Source organism: Streptomyces sp. NBC_01384 (assembly GCF_045040035.1).
Classification (GTDB): Bacteria; Actinomycetota; Actinomycetes; order Streptomycetales; family Streptomycetaceae; genus Streptomyces.
Window position 1 is genome coordinate 3,649,987 of the sequence record NZ_CP109559.1, and the last position, 21,226, is coordinate 3,671,212.

22 protein-coding genes are annotated in these 21,226 nt (G+C 71.0%); 15 read left to right on the forward strand and 7 right to left on the reverse strand.

Annotated features, from left to right (window positions below):
- The first annotated feature begins 102 nt into the window (after positions 1-102).
- Positions 103-1,392 (forward strand): mannosyltransferase family protein, encoded by a 1,290-nt coding sequence (locus OG747_RS16505; protein WP_405880099.1) that lies wholly within the window; start codon positions 103-105, stop codon positions 1,390-1,392.
- Positions 1,393-1,478: 86 nt separating this feature from the next.
- Here the strand turns inward: OG747_RS16505 and OG747_RS16510 are convergent, their stop codons facing one another.
- Positions 1,479-2,120, reverse strand: coding sequence for a PH domain-containing protein (locus OG747_RS16510; RefSeq protein ID WP_405880100.1), 642 nt, complete (start codon positions 2,118-2,120; stop codon positions 1,479-1,481).
- Positions 2,121-2,298: 178 nt separating this feature from the next.
- Here OG747_RS16510 and deoC point away from each other — a divergent pair, with 178 nt between their 5' ends.
- Genes deoC through OG747_RS16525 form a run of 3 tightly spaced genes read left to right on the forward strand, consistent with a single transcriptional unit; the run spans position 2,299 to position 5,634 of the window.
- Positions 2,299-3,258, forward strand: coding sequence for a deoxyribose-phosphate aldolase (gene deoC, locus OG747_RS16515; RefSeq protein ID WP_405880101.1), 960 nt, complete (start codon positions 2,299-2,301; stop codon positions 3,256-3,258).
- A gap of 5 nt (positions 3,259-3,263) precedes the next feature.
- Positions 3,264-4,724 carry an aldehyde dehydrogenase family protein gene (locus tag OG747_RS16520; RefSeq protein ID WP_405880102.1) on the forward strand — a complete coding sequence of 487 codons (1,461 nt, stop codon included), beginning with the start codon at positions 3,264-3,266 and terminating at the stop codon, positions 4,722-4,724.
- Entirely contained in the window at positions 4,717-5,634 is a 918-nt protein-coding gene (locus tag OG747_RS16525; RefSeq protein WP_405880103.1) for an aldehyde dehydrogenase family protein, read from the forward strand. Before OG747_RS16520 ends, OG747_RS16525 begins: the two co-directional genes overlap by 8 nt.
- A 48-nt stretch (positions 5,635-5,682) precedes the next feature.
- On the opposite strand, the gene OG747_RS16530 is transcribed toward OG747_RS16525, so the two are convergent.
- Entirely contained in the window at positions 5,683-6,099 is a 417-nt protein-coding gene (locus OG747_RS16530; RefSeq protein ID WP_405880104.1) for a hypothetical protein, read from the reverse strand.
- 249 nt (positions 6,100-6,348) lie between these two features.
- Between OG747_RS16530 and OG747_RS16535 the strand changes: the two genes are divergently transcribed.
- Positions 6,349-6,975 (forward strand): uridine kinase, encoded by a 627-nt coding sequence (locus OG747_RS16535; RefSeq protein ID WP_405880105.1) that lies wholly within the window; start codon positions 6,349-6,351, stop codon positions 6,973-6,975.
- 240 nt (positions 6,976-7,215) lie between these two features.
- Here OG747_RS16535 and OG747_RS16540 read toward each other — a convergent pair whose 3' ends face one another.
- Complete coding sequence (locus OG747_RS16540) at positions 7,216-7,971, reverse strand: SigE family RNA polymerase sigma factor (RefSeq protein WP_405880106.1); 756 nt, start codon at positions 7,969-7,971, stop codon at positions 7,216-7,218.
- Between the two features lie 308 nt (positions 7,972-8,279).
- Between OG747_RS16540 and afsQ1 the strand changes: the two genes are divergently transcribed.
- The 5 genes from afsQ1 to OG747_RS16565 all read left to right on the forward strand — a co-directional run bounded on the left by afsQ1 (position 8,280) and on the right by OG747_RS16565 (position 12,333).
- On the forward strand, positions 8,280-8,957 hold the full coding sequence (afsQ1, locus tag OG747_RS16545; RefSeq protein ID WP_054233761.1) for a two-component system response regulator AfsQ1: 678 nt from the start codon (positions 8,280-8,282) through the stop codon (positions 8,955-8,957).
- A complete protein-coding gene (locus OG747_RS16550) occupies positions 8,954-10,555 on the forward strand; it encodes an ATP-binding protein (RefSeq protein WP_405880107.1) in 1,602 nt (533 codons plus the stop codon). The genes afsQ1 and OG747_RS16550 overlap by 4 nt, the downstream gene beginning before the upstream one ends.
- A 53-nt stretch (positions 10,556-10,608) precedes the next feature.
- Positions 10,609-11,256, forward strand: coding sequence for a hypothetical protein (locus OG747_RS16555; protein WP_405880108.1), 648 nt, complete (start codon positions 10,609-10,611; stop codon positions 11,254-11,256).
- Positions 11,257-11,458: 202 nt separating this feature from the next.
- Positions 11,459-12,010, forward strand: a complete 552-nt coding sequence (locus OG747_RS16560; RefSeq protein ID WP_405880109.1) for a VanZ family protein — start codon at positions 11,459-11,461, stop codon at positions 12,008-12,010.
- Between the two features lie 122 nt (positions 12,011-12,132).
- The gene (locus OG747_RS16565; RefSeq protein WP_405880110.1) at positions 12,133-12,333 is read left to right on the forward strand and encodes a PspC domain-containing protein; all 201 of its coding nucleotides are present in this window, start codon (positions 12,133-12,135) and stop codon (positions 12,331-12,333) included.
- A 66-nt stretch (positions 12,334-12,399) separates the two neighbouring features.
- Here OG747_RS16565 and OG747_RS16570 read toward each other — a convergent pair whose 3' ends face one another.
- Positions 12,400-12,753 carry an ATP-binding protein gene (locus OG747_RS16570; protein WP_405880111.1) on the reverse strand — a complete coding sequence of 118 codons (354 nt, stop codon included), beginning with the start codon at positions 12,751-12,753 and terminating at the stop codon, positions 12,400-12,402.
- Positions 12,754-12,894: 141 nt separating this feature from the next.
- Positions 12,895-14,049, reverse strand: coding sequence for an adenosine deaminase (locus tag OG747_RS16575; protein WP_405880112.1), 1,155 nt, complete (start codon positions 14,047-14,049; stop codon positions 12,895-12,897).
- Between the two features lie 112 nt (positions 14,050-14,161).
- Between OG747_RS16575 and OG747_RS16580 the strand changes: the two genes are divergently transcribed.
- Positions 14,162-14,923 carry an alpha/beta hydrolase gene (locus OG747_RS16580; protein WP_405880113.1) on the forward strand — a complete coding sequence of 254 codons (762 nt, stop codon included), beginning with the start codon at positions 14,162-14,164 and terminating at the stop codon, positions 14,921-14,923.
- Positions 14,924-15,022: 99 nt separating this feature from the next.
- Here the strand turns inward: OG747_RS16580 and OG747_RS16585 are convergent, their stop codons facing one another.
- Entirely contained in the window at positions 15,023-15,994 is a 972-nt protein-coding gene (locus OG747_RS16585) for a LysR substrate-binding domain-containing protein (RefSeq protein WP_405880114.1), read from the reverse strand.
- A 62-nt stretch (positions 15,995-16,056) separates the two neighbouring features.
- On the opposite strand from OG747_RS16585, the gene OG747_RS16590 reads away from it, so the two are divergent.
- The 3 genes from OG747_RS16590 to OG747_RS16600 all read left to right on the forward strand — a co-directional run bounded on the left by OG747_RS16590 (position 16,057) and on the right by OG747_RS16600 (position 19,708).
- The gene (locus OG747_RS16590) at positions 16,057-17,346 is read left to right on the forward strand and encodes an MFS transporter (protein ID WP_405880115.1); all 1,290 of its coding nucleotides are present in this window, start codon (positions 16,057-16,059) and stop codon (positions 17,344-17,346) included.
- A gap of 99 nt (positions 17,347-17,445) precedes the next feature.
- Positions 17,446-18,603, forward strand: a complete 1,158-nt coding sequence (dnaN, locus tag OG747_RS16595; protein ID WP_405880117.1) for a DNA polymerase III subunit beta — start codon at positions 17,446-17,448, stop codon at positions 18,601-18,603.
- 112 nt (positions 18,604-18,715) lie between these two features.
- The gene (locus OG747_RS16600) at positions 18,716-19,708 is read left to right on the forward strand and encodes a sigma-70 family RNA polymerase sigma factor (protein WP_405880118.1); all 993 of its coding nucleotides are present in this window, start codon (positions 18,716-18,718) and stop codon (positions 19,706-19,708) included.
- Here OG747_RS16600 and OG747_RS16605 read toward each other — a convergent pair.
- Positions 19,610-19,996, reverse strand: a complete 387-nt coding sequence (locus OG747_RS16605) for an STAS domain-containing protein (RefSeq protein ID WP_405885559.1) — start codon at positions 19,994-19,996, stop codon at positions 19,610-19,612. The genes OG747_RS16600 and OG747_RS16605 overlap by 99 nt on opposite strands.
- 166 nt (positions 19,997-20,162) lie before the next feature.
- Between OG747_RS16605 and OG747_RS16610 the strand changes: the two genes are divergently transcribed.
- The gene (locus OG747_RS16610) at positions 20,163-21,083 is read left to right on the forward strand and encodes an AEC family transporter (protein ID WP_405880120.1); all 921 of its coding nucleotides are present in this window, start codon (positions 20,163-20,165) and stop codon (positions 21,081-21,083) included.
- Positions 21,084-21,226: the final 143 nt, after the last annotated feature.

A 21,226-nucleotide genomic window follows, 5' to 3' on the forward strand; every position in this document is an offset into this window, starting at 1 on the left:
CGGGTGATTTCCGCCCGGCAGTTGTCGCAGCGCTCCGGTGCGCCACCATCCGACCGAGGAACGGTTGGCGGTAGCGCACCGCCGAGTCCCAGGAGCTGCCGCGTGTCCCCGACCGCTTCCCGGCCGACATCCTCCCCACCCCGGAACACTCCCGGCGAACTCCCTGCCAACACGGGTACGGGTACGGGTACGAACGCCGGTACGAGTACGGGCCCCCAGCCCCCCGAGCCGGAAACCACCCCCGCGCCCCGCTTCCACATCCTCCGCATCCTCCGCGCCGTCGGCGCCCTCCGCACCCACCTGCGCCGGGCGGCCCCCGCCCTCCTCGCCTACGCGGCCGTACGTCTCGTGGGCCTTCTCCTCCTCGTCCACTGGGCGCACGTCCAGCACCACAGCGTCTGGCCCCTCCTGGCCGATCGGTGGGACGCGGACTGGTACCTGGGCATCGCCCAGCACGGCTACACCCACCACCTGGGCACCCGGTACGACGCGAACAACCTCGCCTTCTTCCCGCTCTACCCGTTCCTGGTCAAGGCGGTCGCGGTGCTGACACCAGGAACGCGCGCGACCACGGGCCTGGTGATCTCGATCGCCGCCTCCTTCCTCGCCGCATGGGGCGTCTTCGCCGTCGGCCACCACCTCCACGGCCGGCGCGTGGCCGTGCTGCTGACCTTCCTGTGGGCGGCCCTCCCGGTCGGCCTGGTCCAGTGGATGGGCTACACGGAGTCCCTGTTCACGGCCTTCGCCGCCTGGGCGCTGTACGCGGTGCTCACCGGCCGCTGGCTCTGGGCGGGTGCCCTGGCGGCGCTGTCGGGCCTGACCCGCCCGACGGGCATCGCGGTGGCCGCCGCGGTCACCCTCACGGCCCTGCTCTCCCTCCGCCGCCGCTTCTCGCCCCGCGCCCTCGCGGCGGCGGCCCTCGCCCCGGCGGGCTGGCTCGTGTACGTCGGCTGGGTGGGCCTGCGGCTGGGCCGCTGGGACGGCTACTTCGCCGTACAGCGGCTGTGGCACAACGAGTGGGACGGCGGCGCGGAGACCCTGCGCAGAATGTGGCAGGTACTGGCACAGGACTCCAGGCCGGAGCTGTTCCTGGTGATGGTGACACTCACACTGATCGTGTCCGTCGCCCTCTACGCCCTCTCCGCCTGGGACCGCCAGCCGCTCCCCCTGCTCGTCTTCACCGGCGTCCTGCTCCTGATCGTCCTGGGCAGCGGCGGCGTCTACTTCCCCCGCGCCCGCTTCCTGCTCCCCGGCTTCCCGCTCCTCCTCCCCCTGGCCCTGCACCTGTCCCGCGCCTCACGCCGCTTCCGGACACTGGCCCTGACCGCGGCGCTGCTGGGTTCGGCGTACTGCGGCGCGTACATGGTGCTGGTGTGGCCGAGCGCGCCCTGAGGACGGTCGGCGAGTCCGCCTGATCAACGGGCCGGCACCGGGAGAGGTACGTGCGGCGCTCTGGGTGTTTGCGGTGCTCGGGGTGCCTAACCCACGGCCAGCAGGATCGCCAGCACCGCGGCCCCCGCGAGGGCGGGGCCCAGCACCTCGTACGCCCAGCGCACGCTCACCTCGCCCTGCGCGCCCTCCGCGGCTGCCCGGGCCTCGGCGAGCTCGCGCAGGTCGTCCATGATCTGGTCGGACGGGGAACGCGTGGATCCGGTCATCACCGAGGAGGTGCGGCCGCTGCTGTCGGCCGCGGCGCTCCGCGCCTGCCGTCGGGCCGCGGACTTGCGGGCACGCAGCGAGACGGGGATCGCCCACAGCTGGAACTTGGTGCCCGAGGTGTCGACCACCTCGTTGGAGAAACCGGAGCGCAGTGAGGCGACCTTGCTCCAGGGCAGCACGATGACGCGGAACGGGTTGCGGATGCGCAGTCGGTCCTCGTTCGCGTAGACGGCGGGGCGCAGGGTGAAGGCGACCACCAGCGGAATCAGGAGGATCAGCGCGGCGAGCGCCAGCCACGGGGTGCGGCCGTGTCCCGAGACCAGCGCGTCGATGCCGAGCCAGCCCGCGAGGGCTAGCAGCAGCACGCCGCTCGCGATGCCGGCGTGGGACCGGTAGATCCGGTCCTTCGACTCGGGTCGCGAGGCGTCCGGCACGGGTGGCTGGTCATCCGGGGTCGTCATGCCCCCGATTCTGCCCGACGCCCCCTGAACACTTCCGTCACCCCCGCCCCATCCCTGGGGCTGCGCCCCGGACCCGGGGGTGTGGTTCGCTGCGGCGGGAGCGAAATCCCTCGGGCTCCCACACCCGACCCCGGGGGTGTACAGCCGCTACGCGCGTAGATATGCTCGGCTGGTGACCATGCCCACCACTGCACCTGCTGCACACTCGCTCGGCGACGTAACCTCGTCCGACAGCACGCTGCGCCGCTTCCTCCACGGTCTCCCCGGCGTCGACACGGTCGGCCTGGAGGCGCGCGCCGCCTCGCTCGGCACCCGTTCCATCAAGACGACCGCGAAGGCGTACGCCATCGACCTCGCCATCTCGATGGTCGACCTGACGACGCTGGAAGGCGCGGACACCCCGGGCAAGGTCCGGGCGCTCGGCGCCAAGGCGGTCCACCCCGACCCGACGGACCGTACGACGCCCACGACCGCGGCCGTCTGCGTGTACCCCGACATGGTGGCCACCGCCAAGGAAGCCGTCGCCGGCTCGGGCGTGAAGGTCGCCTCGGTCGCAACCGCCTTCCCGGCGGGCCGCGCCGCGCTCGACGTGAAGCTCGCCGACGTACGCGACGCGGTCTCCGCGGGTGCCGACGAGATCGACATGGTCATCGACCGCGGGGCGTTCCTCGCGGGCAAGTACCTGAAGGTGTACGACGAGATCATCGCCGTGAGGGAGGCCTGCGGGACCAGTGCCCGCCTCAAGGTCATCTTCGAGACGGGCGAGCTCTCGACGTACGACAACATCCGCCGCGCGAGCTGGCTCGGCATGCTGGCCGGCGCGGACTTCATCAAGACCTCGACCGGAAAGGTCGCCGTCAACGCGACTCCGGCCAACACGCTCCTCATGCTGGAGGCGGTCCGCGACTTCCGCGCCCAGACCGGCGTCCAGGTCGGCGTGAAGCCGGCCGGCGGCATCCGTACCACCAAGGACGCCATCAAGTTCCTGGTCCTGGTGAACGAGACCGCGGGCGAGGACTGGCTGGACAACCACTGGTTCCGTTTCGGCGCGTCCTCGCTCCTCAACGACCTGCTGATGCAGCGCCAGAAGCTGGCCACCGGCCGCTACTCCGGCCCCGACTACGTGACGGTGGACTGATCGCCATGACCACGGAAAACACGAACAAGCGGTCCTCCGCATTCGAGTACGCCCCGGCGCCGGAGTCCCGCTCGGTCGTCGACATCGCCCCGTCCTACGGCCTCTTCATCGACGGCGAGTTCACCGAGGCCGCCGACGGCAAGGTCTTCAAGACCGTCTCCCCCTCCACCGAAGAGGTCCTCTCCGAGGTCGCCCAGGCGGGCGCCGAGGACGTCGACCGCGCCGTCAAGGCCGCCCGCAAGGCCTTCGAGAAGTGGTCGGCGCTGCCGGGCTCCGAGCGCGCGAAGTACCTGTTCCGCATCGCCCGGATCATCCAGGAGCGCTCCCGCGAGCTCGCCGTCCTGGAGACCCTCGACAACGGCAAGCCGATCAAGGAGACACGCGACGCCGACCTCCCCCTGGTCGCCGCGCACTTCTTCTACTACGCGGGCTGGGCCGACAAGCTCGACCACGCCGGCTTCGGCGCGAACCCCCGCCCCCTGGGCGTCGCGGGCCAGGTCATCCCCTGGAACTTCCCCCTCCTGATGCTGGCGTGGAAGATCGCCCCGGCGCTGGCGACGGGCAACACGGTCGTCCTCAAGCCCGCCGAGACGACCCCCCTCTCGGCTCTGTTCTTCGCGGACATCTGCCGCCAGGCGGGCCTGCCCAAGGGCGTCGTCAACATCCTTCCGGGGTACGGCGACACGGGCGCCGCCCTCGTCGAGCACCCCGACGTCAACAAGGTGGCCTTCACCGGCTCCACCGCCGTCGGCAAGGCGATCGCCCGCCAGGTCGCGGGCACGAACAAGAAGGTCACGCTCGAACTGGGCGGCAAGGGCGCGAACATCGTCTTCGACGACGCCCCCCTCGACGAGGCCGTCGAAGGCATCGTCACCGGCATCTTCTTCAACCAGGGCCAGGTCTGCTGCGCGGGCTCCCGGCTCCTCGTCCAGGAGTCGATCCAGGACGAGCTGCTGGACTCGCTCAAGCGCCGCCTGTCCACCCTCCGCCTCGGCGACCCCCTCGACAAGAACACGGACGTCGGCGCGATCAACTCCGCCGAGCAGCTGGCCCGTATCACCTCCCTCGTCGAGCGGGGCGAGGCCGAGGGTGCCGAGCGCTGGTCCCCGGCCTGCGAACTCCCCTCCTCCGGCTACTGGTTCGCCCCGACGCTCTTCACGAACGTCACCCAGGCGCACACCGTCGCCCGCGACGAGATCTTCGGCCCGGTGCTGTCCGTCCTCACCTTCCGCACCCCGGACGAGGCCGTCGCCAAGGCCAACAACTCCCAGTACGGCCTCTCCGCCGGCATCTGGACCGAGAAGGGCTCCCGGATCCTGGCCGTCGCGAGCAAGCTGCGCGCGGGCGTCATCTGGTCCAACACGTTCAACAAGTTCGACCCGACCTCGCCGTTCGGCGGTTACAAGGAGTCCGGTTTTGGCCGCGAGGGCGGCCGCCACGGCCTGGAGGCGTACCTCGATGTCTGAGAAGACCGACAAGACCGACAAGACCGAGCAGCAGCGACTGAGCGTCTTCAAGACCTACAAGCTGTACGTGGGCGGGAAGTTCCCGCGTTCCGAGAGCGGCCGGGTGTACGAGGTGACGGACTCGAAGGGCAAGTGGCTGGGCAACGCGCCCCTCTCCTCCCGCAAGGACGCCCGTGACGCGGTGGTCGCCGCCCGCAAGGCGTTCGGCGGCTGGTCCGGCGCGACGGCGTACAACCGCGGCCAGATCCTCTACCGCGTCGCCGAGATGCTGGAGGGCCGGAGGGAGCAGTTCGTCCGGGAAGTCGCGGACGCGGAGGGCCTGTCGAAGTCCAAGGCGGCGGCGGCCGTCGACGCGGCGATCGACCGCTGGGTCTGGTACGCGGGCTGGACCGACAAGATCGCCCAGGTCGTGGGCGGCGGCAACCCGGTCGCGGGCCCGTTCTTCAACCTCTCCACCCCGGAGCCGACGGGCGTCGTCGCCGTCCTCGCCCCCCAGGAGTCGTCCTTCCTGGGCCTGGTCTCGGTGATCGCCCCGGTGATCGCGACCGGCAACACGGTGATCGTGATCGCCAGCGAGAAGTCCCCGCTCCCGGCGCTGTCGCTGGGCGAGGTGCTGGCGACCTCCGACCTCCCGGGCGGTGTCGTCAACGTCCTCTCGGGCAAGACGGCGGAGATCGCCACTCCCCTCGCCGCGCACCAGGACGTCAACGCGATCGACCTCGCGGGCGCGGACGACGTACTGGCGAAGGAGCTGGAGATCGCCGCGGCCGACAATCTGAAGCGGGTCGTCCGTCCACAGCCTGTGGATTATTCGCGGACGCCCGGCATCGACCGCCTGACGGCCTTCCTGGAAACGAAGACGGTCTGGCACCCGACGGGTGCGCTGGGCGCGTCGGGCTCGTCCTACTGAGTGGTTCCGCGCGGTGGCCCCCGCGCCCCTTTGGGGGTGCGGGGCAGCTCACGACGCCCCAGCCACCCCCAACGCCTGCCCCACCACCGGCACACTCCCCACCGACGGCGCCTGCGCGAGCGGCCTCGTCAGCGCCTGGGAGGACAGCGGCTTGAAGTCGGCGAGCTGGGTGCCGACCCCGTTGTCGAGCGGGTCGACCCCGGTGCCGGCGAGCGGGTTGGGCTTGAGGCCCGCGACCGGACCGGTGACATATCCCACCGTGCCGGTCAGCGCCCGCAGACCCGCCTGCGGGTCGACATGGCCCAGCGAGGTGGGCTGGGTGCGCATCAGATCCACGGCGGGGGCCGTGTCCGCGACGGCCGGGGTCGCCGCGGCGGCCGCACCGGCAGCGACCACGCCGACCGCGGCGGCCATCCGCGCGGTGGTGCGGGCCAGGGTGGTCTGCTGGGCTGCATGTCGCGCCATCAGAAGTCCTCTTCGGTGTCTTTGGTGTCTTCGGTGTCTTCGCTGAACGTCAGCGAATGCGAGCGGAGAGCAAGGGGATTCGCACGCACAGTAGTTGGCCCGGCTTCCGCCCCGGGCGGCGATGGCGGCGGGTTCGCCCGTGCGGGTCAATAGACATACGGACGTCACCCCGATAATCCTCCGGGATAATGTCCCGGAGGCCTGCCGAAGCGCGGCGAGGCCCGGTCGAGTCACAGAAGGTACAGAGAATTGGGCTCCCACACCCCGATACCCACCCGCGTGGTGCTGCTCTGCGGCCCCTCCGGCTCTGGAAAGTCCCTTCTCGCGGCCGACTCCGGGCTCCCCGTGCTCCGCCTCGACGACTTCTACAAAGAGGGCACCGACCCGACGCTCCCTCAGGTCGTGGGCAGTTCCGACATCGACTGGGACCATCCGCAGTCGTGGGACGCGGACATCGCGGTCGCGGCGATCGAGGAGCTGTGCCGTACGGGACGTACGACCGTCCCCGTGTACGACATCGCTCGGAGCGCCCGTACCGGCGCGGAGGCGCTGCACATCGAGCGGACGCCGCTGTTCATCGCGGAGGGCATCTTCGCCGCCGAGATCGTCGAGCGCTGCCGGGAGCTGGGCGTGCTGGCCGACGCGCTGTGTCTGTCCCGCGGCCCGGTGACCACGTTCCGCCGCCGTTTCCTGCGGGATCTGCGGGAGGGCCGCAAGTCGGTCCCGTTCCTGCTGCGCCGCGGCTGGCGCCTGATGCGCGCCGAACGCTCGATCGTGGCCCGCCAGACCGCGCTGGGCGCCCACCCCTGCGACAAGGCCGAGGCCCTGGGCCGGCTGACCGCGGCGGCCGCCGGACGCTGCGCGACACCGGCGTAACCGCGGGTCCACGCGGGTCCCCCTGCGCGGAAACACGAACCCACGGAAACACGAACCGACGGGAACACGGAAACACGAAAAGAGGCCCAGGCGAACCCCCCGTCCGCCCGGACCTTTTCTCGTTTCCCCCGTGATCCCCCGTACTCCCCCGTGCTCCGCAAGGGTCCCCCGTGACCCCGTTGGATTTCCCCCGGTACTGCTCCCCCGTACTACCGGTTACCTACTTCCCCCCACAGACCTTCAGGCGACGAGCTGCCCGAAGGACTCCTCCTCGTCACGGCCGAAGCTGAGGACCTCGTCCTCGCGCATCCGGCGCAGCGACCGCCAGATGCTCGACTTGACCGTGCCGACACTGATGTCGAGGATCTCCGCGATCTCCGGGTCCGTGCGGCCCTCGTAGTAACGAAGGACCAGCATGGTGCGCTGGAGTTCGGGCAGCCGGGTCAGCGCCTGCCACAGCACGGCGCGCAGCTCGGTGCCGCGCATCGCGTCCGTGTCACCGGCGGTCTCCGGCAGTTCCTCGGTCGGGTACTCGTTCAGCTTGCGGCGGCGCCACGCGCTGATGTGCAGATTGGTCATGGTGCGGCGGAGGTAACCCCCGACCGCGGCCTTGTCACTGATCCGGTCCCAGGCCCGGTACGTCGAGAACAGCGCGCTCTGCAGCAGGTCCTCGGCCTCGAAGCGGTCCCCGGTCAGGTGGTAGGCGGTTGCGTACAGGGAGGCGCGGCGCTCCTGGACGTAGGCGGTGAACTCCGCCTCCGACACCGAGCGACGTTCCCCCGTGGCCTCCCTGTACGCGGCTCCCCCGTGAGCTCCCCCGTTACCGCCGTTCTCCCCCGTGAAGGCGTCAACCACCGTCATGTACGTGGTGTGCTGACGCCCGGTGCCGCGTGCGCACCCCCGCCCGCTCACGGCACCGGACTTCTCCGAACCCCTGGTGACGTCGTGGAGCCGCGTGACAACTGCGCTAGTGCTGGTGCTGTGCAGCGTGTTCATCTCGCGCCCCCCGTCGTGGAGTTCCGGTTCTTCTGTTCGTTCCGCCGTGCTTCCTTGCTTGTGACGAAAAGCTTGCCCGGGCCACTTCATGGCCGTGTCCGCCGACTGTCACAGACCTGTCACAGGGCCCGTCCGCAGGCGCGTCACGGCACGATCACAGCGCGATCACAGAGAAGCGCGGTACGACCGCGCGGATGTCCCCCGGTCGCTCCCTTCCGTGCCGCGGAGGCACTCCCTTCTGTGCGCGAGATGGGTAGGAGCGCCCCAACTGTCGAAAGACCCCCTCACCATGGGCCAGAATGACGTCCGTGCCTTCCCTGTTGCTGATCGAGGACGACGACGCCATCCGTACGGCCCTGGAGCTCTCTTTGACGCGCCAGGGACACCGGGTGGCCACCGCTGCCACCGGCGAGGACGGTCTGAAACTGCTGCGTGAGCAGCGGCCGGATCTCATCGTGCTGGATGTGATGCTGCCCGGCATCGACGGGTTCGAGGTGTGCCGGCGCATCCGGCGCACGGACCAGTTGCCGATCATTCTGCTGACCGCGCGCAGCGACGACATCGACGTCGTGGTCGGGCTGGAGTCCGGCGCCGACGACTATGTCGTCAAACCCGTGCAGGGGCGGGTGCTCGACGCCCGGATCAGGGCCGTACTGCGGCGCGGGGAGCGCGAGGCCAACGACTCGGCGACGTTCGGTTCCCTCGTCATCGACCGGGCGGCGATGACGGTCACCAAGAACGGCGAGGATCTGCAGCTGACGCCCACCGAGCTGCGGCTGCTCCTGGAGCTGAGCCGGCGGCCCGGACAGGCGCTGTCCCGGCAGCAGTTGCTGCGGCTGGTCTGGGAGCACGACTATCTGGGCGACTCGCGGCTGGTGGACGCGTGTGTCCAGCGGCTGCGCGCGAAGATCGAGGACGTGCCGTCCTCGCCCACGCTGATCCGTACGGTCCGTGGAGTCGGCTACCGACTGGACACTCCTCAGTGACCAAACCGCAGGACAAGCTCCACGGCTGGGCCGCGGCGCGCAAGGCGATACTGGCAGGGCTGCGCTTCACCAGCCTCAGGCTGCGCCTGGTCGTGGTGTTCGGACTCGTCGCGCTCACGGCCGCCGTATCGGCGTCGGGCATCGCTTACTGGCTCAACCGCGAGGCCGTGCTGACGCGTACGCAGGACGCGGTGCTGCGTGACTTCCAGCAGGAGATGCGCAATCACGCGAGCATGCTGCCGGTGCACCCGGCGCAGGACGAACTGCAGCGCACGGCCGGGCAGATGGCCAACAGCAGCCAGCGCTTCAGTGTGCTCCTCGTCGCCCAGGCCGGCGGCGGCAAGACCGTCGTCGGCAACTCCGCGCTGGACACCTTCACGCTGGACGACGTGCCCAAGTCCCTCCAGAACGCGGTGAACAAGGAGCAGCCGCTCTCCTCGAACAACGAGTCCGCCTATCACCTGTACTGGCAGCGCATCACCGACCACGACAAGCCGTACCTGGTGGGCGGTGCGAAGGTGATCGGTGGTACGACGACCGGCTACATGCTCAAGTCCCTGGAGCCGGAGGCCAAGGACCTCAACTCGCTGGCCTGGTCGCTCGGTATCGCCACCGGCCTGGCCCTGATCGGCTCGGCGCTGCTCGCCCAGGCCGCCGCGACGACGGTCCTCAAGCCGGTGCACCGCCTCGGCATCGCCGCCCGCCGCCTCGGCGAGGGCAAGCTCGACACCCGGCTGCGCGTGTCGGGCACCGACGAACTCGCCGACCTCTCCCGGACGTTCAACCACACGGCGGAGGCGCTCGAAAAGCGGGTCGAGGACATGAGCGCCCGCGACGAGGCGTCCCGCCGCTTCGTGGCGGACATGTCCCACGAACTCCGCACGCCGCTCACCGCGATCACCGCGGTGACGGAGATCCTCGAAGAGGAACTGGACGCGGAGACCGGCAGCGTCGACCCGATGATCGAACCCGCCGTCCGGCTGGTCGTCAGCGAGACCCGCCGCCTCAACGACCTGGTCGAGAACCTCATGGAAGTCACCCGTTTCGACGCGGGCACCGCCCGGCTCGTCCTGGACGACGTGGACATCGCCGACCAGATCACCGCGTGCATGGACGCGCGCGCCTGGCTGGACGCCGTCGACCTGGACGCCGAGCGCGGCATCATCGTGCGCCTCGACCCGCGCCGCCTGGACGTGATCCTGGCGAACCTGATCGGCAACGCGCTCAAGCACGGCGGCAGCCCGGTCCGCGTCTCGGTCCGCGAAGAGGCGGACGACCTTCTCATCGAGGTCCAGGACCACGGCCCCGGCATCCCCGAGGACGTCCTCCCGCACGTCTTCGACCGCTTCTACAAGGCGAGCGCGTCCCGCCCCCGCTCCGAGGGCAGCGGCCTGGGCCTGTCCATCGCCCTGGAGAACGCGCACATCCACGGCGGCGAGATCACCGCCGCGAACGCACCCGAGGGGGGCGCCGTCTTCACGCTCCGGCTCCCGCAGGACGCCTCGGAGCTGCTGGCCGACGACGAGCGCGAACGGAACGGAACCGTGAACGGGACCGGAAACGGCACCGGCACCGGAACGGAGGGCAGCGCCGGATGACGACTGTGGTGAATCCTGTGCCGCCGACGGCGCCTGTGACGCCCGTGACGCGTGTGACGACACCTGTGACACCTGTACGACGTCGGGGTGCGCGTAGGCGGCCGACCGCCCCGCTCCTGTCCGCCCTGCTCCTCGCCGTGCTGCTCACGGGCTGCGGCATCCGCTCCACACAGGTCCCGACGGACTTCGGCCCGGCACCGTCGCGGGTCCCGTGCGCACTGTCCGGCCCCGACATCTCCACCCAGACCTCTCGCGGCGTCCCGGTCCAGGTCTTCCTGCTCTGCTCCGGGCAACTGGTCACGGTCGACCGGTCCGTGCGTATTCCCAGCGGTACGGCGGAGGGGGCGCGGCGGGTGCTGGTGGCGCAGGGGCTGCTGGACGAGCTCGCCGAAACGCCCTCCGCGCCCGAGCAGCAGGCGGGTTACACGACGGCCGTGCGCGGCGGCATGACCGTGACCGGGACCGGCCCCAAGGACCCCGAGGACACGCTCCGCCTCAGCACCCCGCCCCAGGAGCTGACCTCCGCGGCCCTCTCCCAGATCATCTGCACCTTCTCCGACTCCGCCGCCGCCCAGGACGACGGCTCGGTCGTCCTCGGCGGCCCCGGCACCACCCCGCTCCGCCGCTACGAGTGCACCACCGACGTCCGCGCCAACCCCACCACCCAGTCCCCACCGTCGACGACGATTGCCGGAGTGTGAGGGAGCGGGAGGCTTTCAGGGGTGCGGGGCTGTAACACTGCGCGGGGCTGTGACACTGGCGGGGCTGTGACACCGCTCGGCTCCGCCGCGTGGGCGCGCCCAGCCCACCCCGCCCCGTACATGTGGCGCATCCCTCACCCCCCAGCCCCAAGCTCACCAACAACTCGGAACCGATCCCGTCGACCCCCGCGTCTTGGGAGGCGTGCAACGTCAAGGCGAAGGCGGCGGCAGCGCCGTGAACCGCGTCCGTGCGGCAGGAGCTCTGCTCCTCGTCGCACACCTCGCGCTCGTCGCCTGGATCACGCTGCGCCCGCTGGACGTCCCCTGGGTGAGCCCCGCCAACCTGCGCCCGTTCGCCGGCATCAGAGCCGACCTCGCGCTGGGCCCGGCGGAGGCGGCCCGCCGTATCGGCGAGGGCCTCGGCCTGCTCGCCCCGCTCGGCGTCCTGCTCCCGATGGCAGGCGGCAAGCTCGCCGCGTCGCCGGTCGGCTCCCTCATCCGTACGGTCGCCGCCGGCGCGCTGCTCTCGCTGGGGATCGAGCTCTTGCAGACCGGCGTCCCGGGCCAGGTCGTGGACGTCGACTCGCTGCTGCTCAACACGGTCGGCGTCGCCCTGGCCCACCTCGCGATCGTGCCCGCCGCCAGGGCCGGGCTCCGCCGCCGGACCGAGACGCGGCGGCGCTCGGCCCTCCCCCGGGAGGACATGGCTCAGGGTCGGACCCCGACGATTCCCAGGGTCGGTATCGCCCCGTAGAGCGACGCTTCGCCCGCTTCGTCACCGTAGCGTTGAAGACATCGATGAGGACATCGACGAAGACGACGCAGCCGGACAGCCCAACTGCCCGGCACTCCACCACGGTTCACGAAGGAGCCACCATGAGCGCCCTTGCCCGCCCCACCAACGGCCGCATGATCGGCGGAGTGTGCGCAGCGCTGGCACGGCGCTTCGGCACCTCCGCGACCACGATGCGCGTGCTCTTCGTGCTCTCCTGCCTGCTCCCGGGCCCGCAGTTCCTGCTCTACATAGCGCTGTGGATCCTGTTCCCGTCCGAGGACAAGGCCCGCACCGCCTGGTGAGCGACACGGCGGTGGGGCGCACCCCGACCAGGGTGCGCCCCACCGGCGTTCGTACGGGTGAAGGTGTCAGCCGAGCGGCAGCCCGTTCAGCGGCAGCCCGTGCGTCGGCAGGCCGTGCAGCGGCAGACCGCCGAGCAGCCCGGCGACCGGAGCGGTCGGCCCGTCGGCGAGCACCTTCGAGACAGCGGGCTGGGCGGCGGCCACTCCCGCGCCGAGCGCGCCCTGCCCCTGGGCGATCGCCTCTCCCGCGCCCGGGAGCGCCGCCGCGGCGTTCTGCGCGGGCAGCGTCTGGGTGACGGTGTCCAGCGCCTGGGAGGTGTCCGGCACGGCCGGCGCGGCACTCGCGGCACCCGCGCCGACGGCGGCGAAGGCAGCACCGAGAGCGGCGACACCGAGGGTCTTGGCAGCAGACTGCTTCATGATGAATGCGTCCTTGGATCCGTGTGACGGGGATGTGAGCGGTCCAAAAACGTAAACACGCGGAGCCACCCTCCGCAAACATCGAAAAGCGGCAGATTCATGGAGACGGAGTGAAGACCCGGCCGCTTCTCACCTCTCCGATCAGGCCTGATCCTCCAAAGAACCCCTGGTGGAAGCGGTCTGCTGGAACAGCCATTCGGACTTGAGTTCGGCATAGCCGGGCTTGATCACGTCATTGATCATGGCCAGTCGTTCATCGAAAGGAATGAATGCTGACTTCATAGCATTGACTGAGAACCACTGCATATCATCGAGCGAATAACCGAACGCCTCGACAAGGTGCTCGAATTCGCGGCTCATGCTCGTCCCGGACATGAGGCGGTTGTCCGTGTTCACCGTCGCCCGGAAGTGCAGGCGGCGCAGCAGGCCGATCGGATGGGCGGCGTAGGAGTCGGCGGCGCCGGTCTGGAGGTTGGAGCTGGGGCACATCTCCAGCGGGATGCGCTTGTCGCGGACGTACGACGCCAGCCGTCCGAGCTTCACCGAGCCGTCGGCCGCGACCTGGATGTCGTCGATGATCCGGACGCCGTGGCCGAGCCGGTCGGCACCGCACCACTGGAGCGCCTGCCAGATCGACGGAAGCCCGAAGGCCTCGCCGGCGTGGATGGTGAAGTGGTTGTTCTCGCGCTTGAGGTACTCGAAGGCGTCGAGGTGACGGGTGGGCGGGAAGCCCGCCTCGGCGCCCGCGATGTCGAAGCCCACCACGCCCAAGTCGCGGTAGTTGTTGGCCAGTTCGGCGATCTCCAGGGAGCGGGCCGCATGCCGCATGGCGGTGAGCAGGGCGCCCACCCGGATGCGGTGGCCGTTCTCCCGCGCGCGCCGCTCGCCCTCCCGGAAGCCCTCGTTGACCGCCTCGACGACCTCTTCGAGGGTGAGCCCGGCCTCCAGATGCTGCTCGGGCGCATAACGCACCTCGGCGTATACGACCCCGTCCTCGGCGAGATCCTCGGCGCACTCGGCGGCGACCCGCACCAGCGCCTCGCGGGTCTGCATGACGGCGCAGGTATGGGCGAAGGTCTCCAGATACCGCTCCAGGGAACCGGAGTCGGCGGCCTCGCGGAACCAGACGTCGAGTTTGTCGGGGTCGGTCTCGGGGAGCCCGGAATAGCCGGCCTCCTGGGCGAGTTCGACGATCGTCCCGGGGCGCAGGCCCCCGTCGAGGTGATCGTGCAGCAGGACCTTGGGCGCCCGGCGGATCTGATCCGAGCTCGGGGTGTTCTGGATCTGGCTCGTCATTTTCGCACTGTAGTCCCTACGCGCGTAGATTTCCGGTTGCGCCGTTCGTCGATACGTAACGGTGACCCAGCGGACGGGTGGCGTACACCGCTACTTCTGAGACTGTTCTGTCATGGCACAGCAAGCGACGCCGGTTCGCATGGCCCGGCTGGGGAGGGCGCTCGGCCCGGAGCCGACGGCGGTCAGCGGAGTGGTTCTGCTGCTCCCGGGCGGCGACGAGGTCTCCGCGCGCAGACCGTCCCCGATGTTGGCGACCGCCTCCGTACGCGCGCTCGGGCGCCGCCTCACGCGCGCGGGACGCACGGAGGGCCTGGCGACCCATGTCGTGCACTACCGCTTCCGCGGCTGGAACGGCAGCGAGGCCCACCTCGCGAGCGACGCGTCCTGGGCCGCCGACGAGGTCGTACGCCGCTACGGGGACGTGCCCGTGTGCCTGGCCGGTGTGGACATGGGCGGCCGGGCGGCGCTGCGCGCGGCCGGTCACACCGCCGTCAACTCCGTTCTGGCGCTCGCCCCCTGGCTCCCCGAGGAGGACGTGGCGGCGCCACCCGAACCGGTGAAGCAGCTCGCCGGGCGGCGCGTGCTGATCGTGCACGGCACCAACGACGAGCGCTCCGACCCGGAGTTGTCCTTCCGGCTCGCGGCACGGGCCAAGAAGTCCAACCGGGACATCTGCCGGTTCGAGGTCCACTCCGACGGGCACGGGTTGCACCAGTACCGGTCCGAAGTCCATGCGCTGGCGGAGAACTTCGTGATGGGCGCGTTGTTCGGGCGCGGGCTGGCGCGGCCGTTGGAGGATGCGCTTGCCGCTCCGCCGCCTTTGGGGTTGCGGATGCCGCTTGCCTCCGGCTTCGGCAAGGCTCTGCGTCGCTAGGTTGTCATTCGGCTGCGGGTTGTGGGGGCTGGTCGCGCCCACGCGGCGGAGCCGCACAATGTCACAGCCCCGCGCCCCTAAAGGGGCACGCCTGCCCCTCTAGTCCGGTAGCAAGTGGCCCCGTCTCGACAGCAGGAACTTCTTGAAGGCTGCCACCGGGGGCGTGTCGGGGTGGCCGTCCAGCCAGGCCACGCCGATCTCCCGGACCGCGCGCGGGGCCGTGACCGTCAGTTCGACGACTCCCGGGCGGGCCACGGCCGGTGGGGGCAGGAGGGCTACTCCCAGACCGGCGGCCACGAGGCCTCGTAGGGTCTCGGCCTCCTCGCCCTCGAAGGCGATCCGCGGTTTGAAGCCGGCCTCCTGGCAGAGGTCGTCGGTGATGCGGCGCATGCCGTAGCCGGGTTCGAGGGTCACGAAGGTCTCGTTGGCGGCCTCGGCGAGGCGGACGCGTTTGCGGGCGGCGAGGCGATGGTCGGCCGGTACGACGAGCCGCAGCTTCTGCTCGTCGAGGCGGCGGCCCACCAGATCGGGCGCGTCCGGCACCGGCGAGGTGAGGCACAGGTCCAGTTCGCCCGAGCGCAGCCCCTCCAGCATCGCCTCGCCGTAGTTCTGGACGAGGGAGAAGCGGACCCGGGGGTGGTCGGCGCGGAAGGCGCGGATCAGGCCGGGGACGGTCTCCGAGCCCATGGTGTGCAGAAAGCCGAACGCGACCTTGCCGGTGGCCGGGTCGGCGTCCGCGCGGACCTCGTCGGCGGCGCGCTCGATCTCGGCGAGGGCGCGTTCGACGGAGGAGAGGAACGTACGGCCCGCGGAGGTGAGGGAGACCGTACGGCCCCGGCGTGCGAACAGGTCCACGCCCAGGTCCTGTTCGAGGCGGACCATGGCCCGCGACAGGGTGGACTGCGGGACCTGCATCTCCTGCGCGGCCCGCGTGACGTGCTCGGTGCGGGCGACCCCGGCGAAGTACGCGAGGCGTGGGGCGAGCAACCTCGACATGCGCGCGCTGTCTTCTGCGTCACTTGTGTGACTCGACGGCGACAGGTGAGTTCCTGACCTCTGCTGATGCACCATGGGAACGATTATGGCGATTCCATGCATTGGACGGATGAGCGGCGCCTCTTTAGTTTCGAAGCATGCCTTCCGCCAGTACCGGGGCGTCCACCACCGTGGGCGCCACCGCCTCCGCCCCCGCCTCCGCCCCCGTCGTCGACTCCCGTCTGACCCCGGGTGGGCCCGGCTACCGCCGGATGAGCTTCGCGCTCTTCCTCGCGGGTGTCGCGACCTTCGCGCTCCTCTACTCCACGCAGGCCCTCCTCCCGCTCGTCTCCACGGACTTCGGGGTCAGCGCGAGCGAGGCGAGCTGGACGGTGTCGGCGGCGACGGGCGCGCTGGCGCTGTTCGTGCTGCCGATGAGCGCGCTGTCGGAGCGGTTCGGGCGGCGTACGTTGATGACGGCGTCGCTGGCGGTCGCGGTGACGGTCGGGCTGCTCGTCCCCTTCGCGCCCTCCATCGGCGCGCTGGTCGCGCTGCGGGCGGTGCAGGGTGCGGCGCTGGCGGGGCTTCCGGCGTCGGCGACGGCGTATCTGGCCGAGGAGGTCCGCCCCAAGGCGCTGATCACCGCGATCGGTCTGTTCGTGGCGGGCAACAGCGTCGGGGGGATGAGCGGCCGGGTCATCACCGGCTGGGTCGCGCAGGAGTGGGGCTGGCGGGTGGCCGTCTCCACGATCGGGATCATCGCCGTGGCGTGCGCGGTGGCCTTCCGGCTGCTGCTGCCCGCGCCGAAGCACTTCACGCCCGGCTCGCTGCGGCCGCGGGTGCTGGCCCGTACGGTCCGTGACCACCTCGCGAACCCGCTGCTGTGCCGGCTGTACGCGATCGGCGCGCTGTTCATGATGGTCTTCGGCGGGGTCTACACGGTGATCGGCTACCGCCTGACCGCCGCACCGTTCTCCCTCCCGCAGGGCATCATCGGCTCGATCTTCCTGGTGTATCTGGTCGGTACGGTGTCGGCGTCGACGGCGGGCAGGCTGGTCGCCCGGCTGGGGCGGCGCGGCTCGCTGTACCTGGCGGGCGGCACGACGACCTCCGGTCTGCTCCTCTCCCTGGCCGACTCCCTTCCGCTCGTCCTGCTCGGCCTGGTCCTGATCACCGCGGGCTTCTTCGCGGGCCACGCGGTGGCGTCCTCGTCGGTCAGCCACACCGCCAAGCAGGGCCGCGCCCAGGCCTCGGCGCTCTACCAGTCGGCGTACTACATCGGCTCCAGCGCGGGCAGCACGCTCGGCGCGGTCGCCTTCCACGCGGGCGGCTGGGCCGGGACGGTGGCGCTCGGACTGTTCGCGGTCCTCGGGGTCGTCACGATCACGGTGTTCGGCTCGCGCGCGGCACGGGTGCAGGCCCGCCGCGAACCGGCCCTGGCCCACTGAGCGTTCCAGCCGCTCCTACGTTCCCCCTGGTCGGAGCCCGTTGTCAGTGGTGGCGCATAGCCTCCACCCGGTCAACTGGCCCGAACAGGGGGATTTTTCATGGAGTTCCGCGCCGATCGTGACGACTTCGCCGAGGCGGTGGCCTGGGCGGCCCGCACCCTGCCCACCCGCTCGCCGGTACCGGTACTGGGCGGGCTGCTCCTGGAAGCGGGCCCGGGGCGGCTGAGCATCTCGGGGTTCGACTTCGAGACGGCGGCGCGGATCGAGATCGATGTCGAGACGGGAGCGGGCGGACAGATCCTCGTGCTGGGGCGTCGGCTGCTGGACATCTGCCGGGTGCTGCCACCAGGGCCGGTGAACTGCTCGCTGGAGGGGACCCGGTTCACGGTGGAGGCGGGCGGCACGCGCTTCGGCCTGTCGACGCTGCCCAAGGACGAGTACCCCGCGCTGCCGGTGCCGCCCGAGCCGCGCGGCACCGTGGACGCCGCCGCGTTCGCGACCGCGGTGTCCCAGGTCGCCGTGGCCGCCGGGCGCGACGACACGCTGCCGGTGCTCACCGGCGTACAACTGCGGCTGTCCGGTCAGGAGATGACGCTCTCCGCGTCGGACCGCTACCGGTACGCGGTGCGCACCCTGGCCTGGAAGCCCGAGGCGGCCCTCGACGGGGTCGTGGAGGCGCTGCTGCCCGCGCGGCGACTGCACGAGATCGCCCGTTCGTTGGCCCGCTCCGGCGAGGTGCGCATCGGACTCGACCCCGCGGGCGGCGGCATGATCGGCTTCGCGGGCGGGGCGATGCGGACGGCGGTACGGCTGATGGAGGGGCGGCTGCCGCGGCACGGCTCGCTGTTCTCCGTGGCCGACGCCGCGGTAGCGGAGGTGGAGTGCGGGGCGCTGGCGGAGGCCGTGCGGCGGGTCGCCGTCGTCGCCGAGGCGAACAGTCCCGTACGGCTGGACTTCACCGGTGGCGAGGGAGCCGAGGGGTCCGTGCTGCTGCGCGCCGGGTACGCCGACGACGTGGCCTCCCAGCTGCTGCCCGCCACGCTGACCGGTGCGGACGAGATGACGGTCGCCTTCAACCCGGCGTATCTGCTGGACGCCCTGAACTCCTTCGAGGAGGCACGGGTGCGGCTGGAGCTGCTGGGGCCGGGGCAGCGGGCGCTGCTCAGCGGGACCGGGCGCGGGCCCGAGGCCGGGTCGGGGGCGGAAGTGGGCGGTGGGTACCGGCATCTGCTCATGTCCGTGAAGCAACTGGTCTGAGCTGCGCTTCTTCCCGCCCCAGGGGCCATTGTCAGTGGGCTGCGGTAGCTTCCGAAGTGCCGGCGCAGAGAGGCGACGGTGCGACAGGAACGGCCACAGGGGCGGGTTGGCTATGCGCGACGGTACGGCGACAACGACAGATCTGGACGTCCGGCTGGAGAAGCACCGGGTCGAGCTCACCGGGTACTGCTATCGGATGCTCGGCTCGTCCTTCGAGGCGGAGGACGCGGTGCAGGACACGATGGTCCGCGCCTGGCGGAGCTACGACAAGTTCGAGGGCCGCTCGTCGATGCGGTCCTGGCTGTACCGGATCGCCACCAATGTGTGCCTCGACATGCTGAACGCGGACAACCGGAGGGCTCGTCCGATGGATCTGACCGGCCCCTCGCCGCTGGCTCAGGCGGCACTCACCCCGCGCCCGGACAGCACCTGGCTGGAGCCGATGCCCGACGGGCGCGTGCTGCCGACCGTCAGTGACCCGGCCGAGGCGGCGGTCGCCAAGGAGTCGGTGCGGCTCGCGTTCATGGCCGCCCTGCAGCAGCTGCCGGCCAAGCAGCGGGCCGTGCTCATTCTGCGCGAGGTCCTCGCGTGGAAGGCGAGCGAGGTCGCCGAGCTGCTCGGCACCACGGTCGCCTCGGTCAACAGCGCGCTGCAGCGGGCCCGCGCGACCCTCGCGGAGAGCGACACCACCGAGGCCGCCGTCTCCGACCCGCTCGACGAGGAGCAGCGGAAGCTGCTCGAGCGCTATGTCGCCGCGTTCGAGGGGTACGACATGACGGCGCTGACCGCGCTGCTCCACGAGGACGCGATCATGACGATGCCGCCGTTCGACCTGTGGCTGCGCGGCACGGGCGACATCACCGGCTTCATGACGACCCTCGGTGCCTCCTGCGCGGGCTCGCGCCTGCTGCCGGTCGCCGTGAACGGTCTGCCCGGGTTCGCGCACTACAAGCCCGATCCCGGGGAGGGCGGCTTCAGCGCCTGGGCGATCCAGGCCCTGGAGATATCAGACGGCCGGATCGCCGGGTTCCACTGCTTCCTCGACGCCAAGCGCTGGTTCCCGCTCTTCGGTCTTCCCCTCCAGCTCGAAGCGGAGGCCGACTAGATCGAGGAGCAGGAGGAGGGGTGGGGCCGGGGCGCGCAGGTGGATACGGCCCCCGGCCTGGCGGGCGGCGAGCTGCATCCTGGCCAGTGCGTCGACGGTGGCCAGGCCGGGCGCGCCGAGCCCCGCGACATCGCAGACGACGACCCCTGCCCCGGTCGCGGCCAGCTGTGCGCGCACGGCGTCGCAGAGCCCCGGCACCTCGTCGCGGGTGACGGGGCCGGGCAGCACGAGTACGGCGGGTGTCGTGGCGTCCACGGTCAGTAGACCGGCCGGGGGCGCGGAACTCATCGGGGGGATCACGAAGCTCATCGGGGGATCACCAGGCCGGTCCCGCGCGCTCGCGTCCAGGATCACGTTGACCTGCGCCCGGCCTTCCCCAGAGGGTTGGGTGTATGCCCCATGAACCTGTGCCCGATGACATGACCGGCTGCCTCCTTTCCTCCAAGGAGGTGCCGTGCAGGGGGTGTTGACAGGTTTCGCGGTCATCGCCGTCGTCATCGTGGTCGGTTACGTCATCGGGCGCCGCGGCTATCTCGGGGACAACGGGCGGGAGGTGCTGACGAAGCTCGCCTTCCACGTGGCCTCCCCAGCGCTGCTGTTCACGACGCTCGCCCGGGCCGACCTGTCGGTGATCTTCTCCAGCCGGCTCCTGGTGACGGCGATGAGCACGGCCGCGGCGGCCGGCGTCTTCGTCGCGGTCGGGGCCGTACGCGGCTGGGGCGTGGGCCGGACGACGATCGGCGCGCTCTGCTCCAGTTACGTCAACTCGGGCAACCTCGGTATCCCGATCGCGGTGTACGTGCTCGGTGACGCCTCGCTCGTCGCGCCCGTGCTGCTGTTTCAGCAGATCATGGTCACGCCCATCGCGCTCACCGTCCTCGACCTGTCGGGGCAGGGCGCGAAGGGTCCGCTGTGGCGGCGGCTGATCACCCCGCTGCGCAACCCCATCGCGGTCGGCTCGCTGAGCGGGGTCGCGGTGTCGGCGACCGGTCTGACGCTGCCGGGGCCGGTCATGGACCCGCTCACCCTGATCGGCAACATGTCGGTGCCCGCCGTGCTGCTGGCGTTCGGCATCTCGCTGTGCGGCAGCACGCTGCCCGGCCGGGGCGCGGACCGGCAACCGGTGCTGCTGTCCGTCGCCCTGAAGTCGGTGGGCCAGCCGCTGGCCGCCTGGGCCCTGGCCGTCGGCCTGTTCGGGCTGCGCGGCGCGCCCCTGCTCGACGTCGTGGTCACCTCGGCGCTGCCCGCCGCCCAGAACCTCTTCACGTACGCCTCCCGCTACCGGGTCGGCGAGACGCTGGCCCGGGAGTCGATCCTGCTGTCGACGATCCTGTCGGTGCCGGTGCTGGTGGTGATCGCGGCCCTCCTCGGATGACGGGGTGCGGGAGAGAGCGGCCGGCGTCTTGGGACGCTGTTGGTGAATCCCGGTCGGCGTGGTCGGCGGTCGGGCCGGTGCCCCGGGGGCCATGGGGGTGTGGCCCGGGGAATGTGACACTTGCGCGGCGAGTGTCACATTCC

What these genes read in the sequence shown, in the direction of transcription:
- OG747_RS16510 (WP_405880100.1), bottom strand. Translation starts at nt 2,120, where the DNA reads ATGACGACCCCGGATGACCAGCCACCCGTGCCGGACGCCTCGCGACCC.
- deoC (WP_405880101.1), top strand. Translation starts at nt 2,299, where the DNA reads ATGCCCACCACTGCACCTGCTGCACACTCGCTCGGCGACGTAACCTCG.
- OG747_RS16520 (WP_405880102.1), top strand. Translation starts at nt 3,264, where the DNA reads ATGACCACGGAAAACACGAACAAGCGGTCCTCCGCATTCGAGTACGCC.
- OG747_RS16525 (WP_405880103.1), top strand. Translation starts at nt 4,717, where the DNA reads ATGTCTGAGAAGACCGACAAGACCGACAAGACCGAGCAGCAGCGACTG.
- OG747_RS16530 (WP_405880104.1), bottom strand. Translation starts at nt 6,099, where the DNA reads ATGGCGCGACATGCAGCCCAGCAGACCACCCTGGCCCGCACCACCGCG.
- OG747_RS16540 (WP_405880106.1), bottom strand. Translation starts at nt 7,971, where the DNA reads ATGAACACGCTGCACAGCACCAGCACTAGCGCAGTTGTCACGCGGCTC.
- OG747_RS16565 (WP_405880110.1), top strand. Translation starts at nt 12,133, where the DNA reads ATGAGCGCCCTTGCCCGCCCCACCAACGGCCGCATGATCGGCGGAGTG.
- OG747_RS16570 (WP_405880111.1), bottom strand. Translation starts at nt 12,753, where the DNA reads ATGAAGCAGTCTGCTGCCAAGACCCTCGGTGTCGCCGCTCTCGGTGCT.
- OG747_RS16575 (WP_405880112.1), bottom strand. Translation starts at nt 14,049, where the DNA reads ATGACGAGCCAGATCCAGAACACCCCGAGCTCGGATCAGATCCGCCGG.
- OG747_RS16580 (WP_405880113.1), top strand. Translation starts at nt 14,162, where the DNA reads ATGGCACAGCAAGCGACGCCGGTTCGCATGGCCCGGCTGGGGAGGGCG.
- OG747_RS16585 (WP_405880114.1), bottom strand. Translation starts at nt 15,994, where the DNA reads ATGGTGCATCAGCAGAGGTCAGGAACTCACCTGTCGCCGTCGAGTCAC.
- OG747_RS16590 (WP_405880115.1), top strand. Translation starts at nt 16,057, where the DNA reads ATGCCTTCCGCCAGTACCGGGGCGTCCACCACCGTGGGCGCCACCGCC.
- dnaN (WP_405880117.1), top strand. Translation starts at nt 17,446, where the DNA reads ATGGAGTTCCGCGCCGATCGTGACGACTTCGCCGAGGCGGTGGCCTGG.
- OG747_RS16600 (WP_405880118.1), top strand. Translation starts at nt 18,716, where the DNA reads ATGCGCGACGGTACGGCGACAACGACAGATCTGGACGTCCGGCTGGAG.
- OG747_RS16605 (WP_405885559.1), bottom strand. Translation starts at nt 19,996, where the DNA reads ATGAGTTCCGCGCCCCCGGCCGGTCTACTGACCGTGGACGCCACGACA.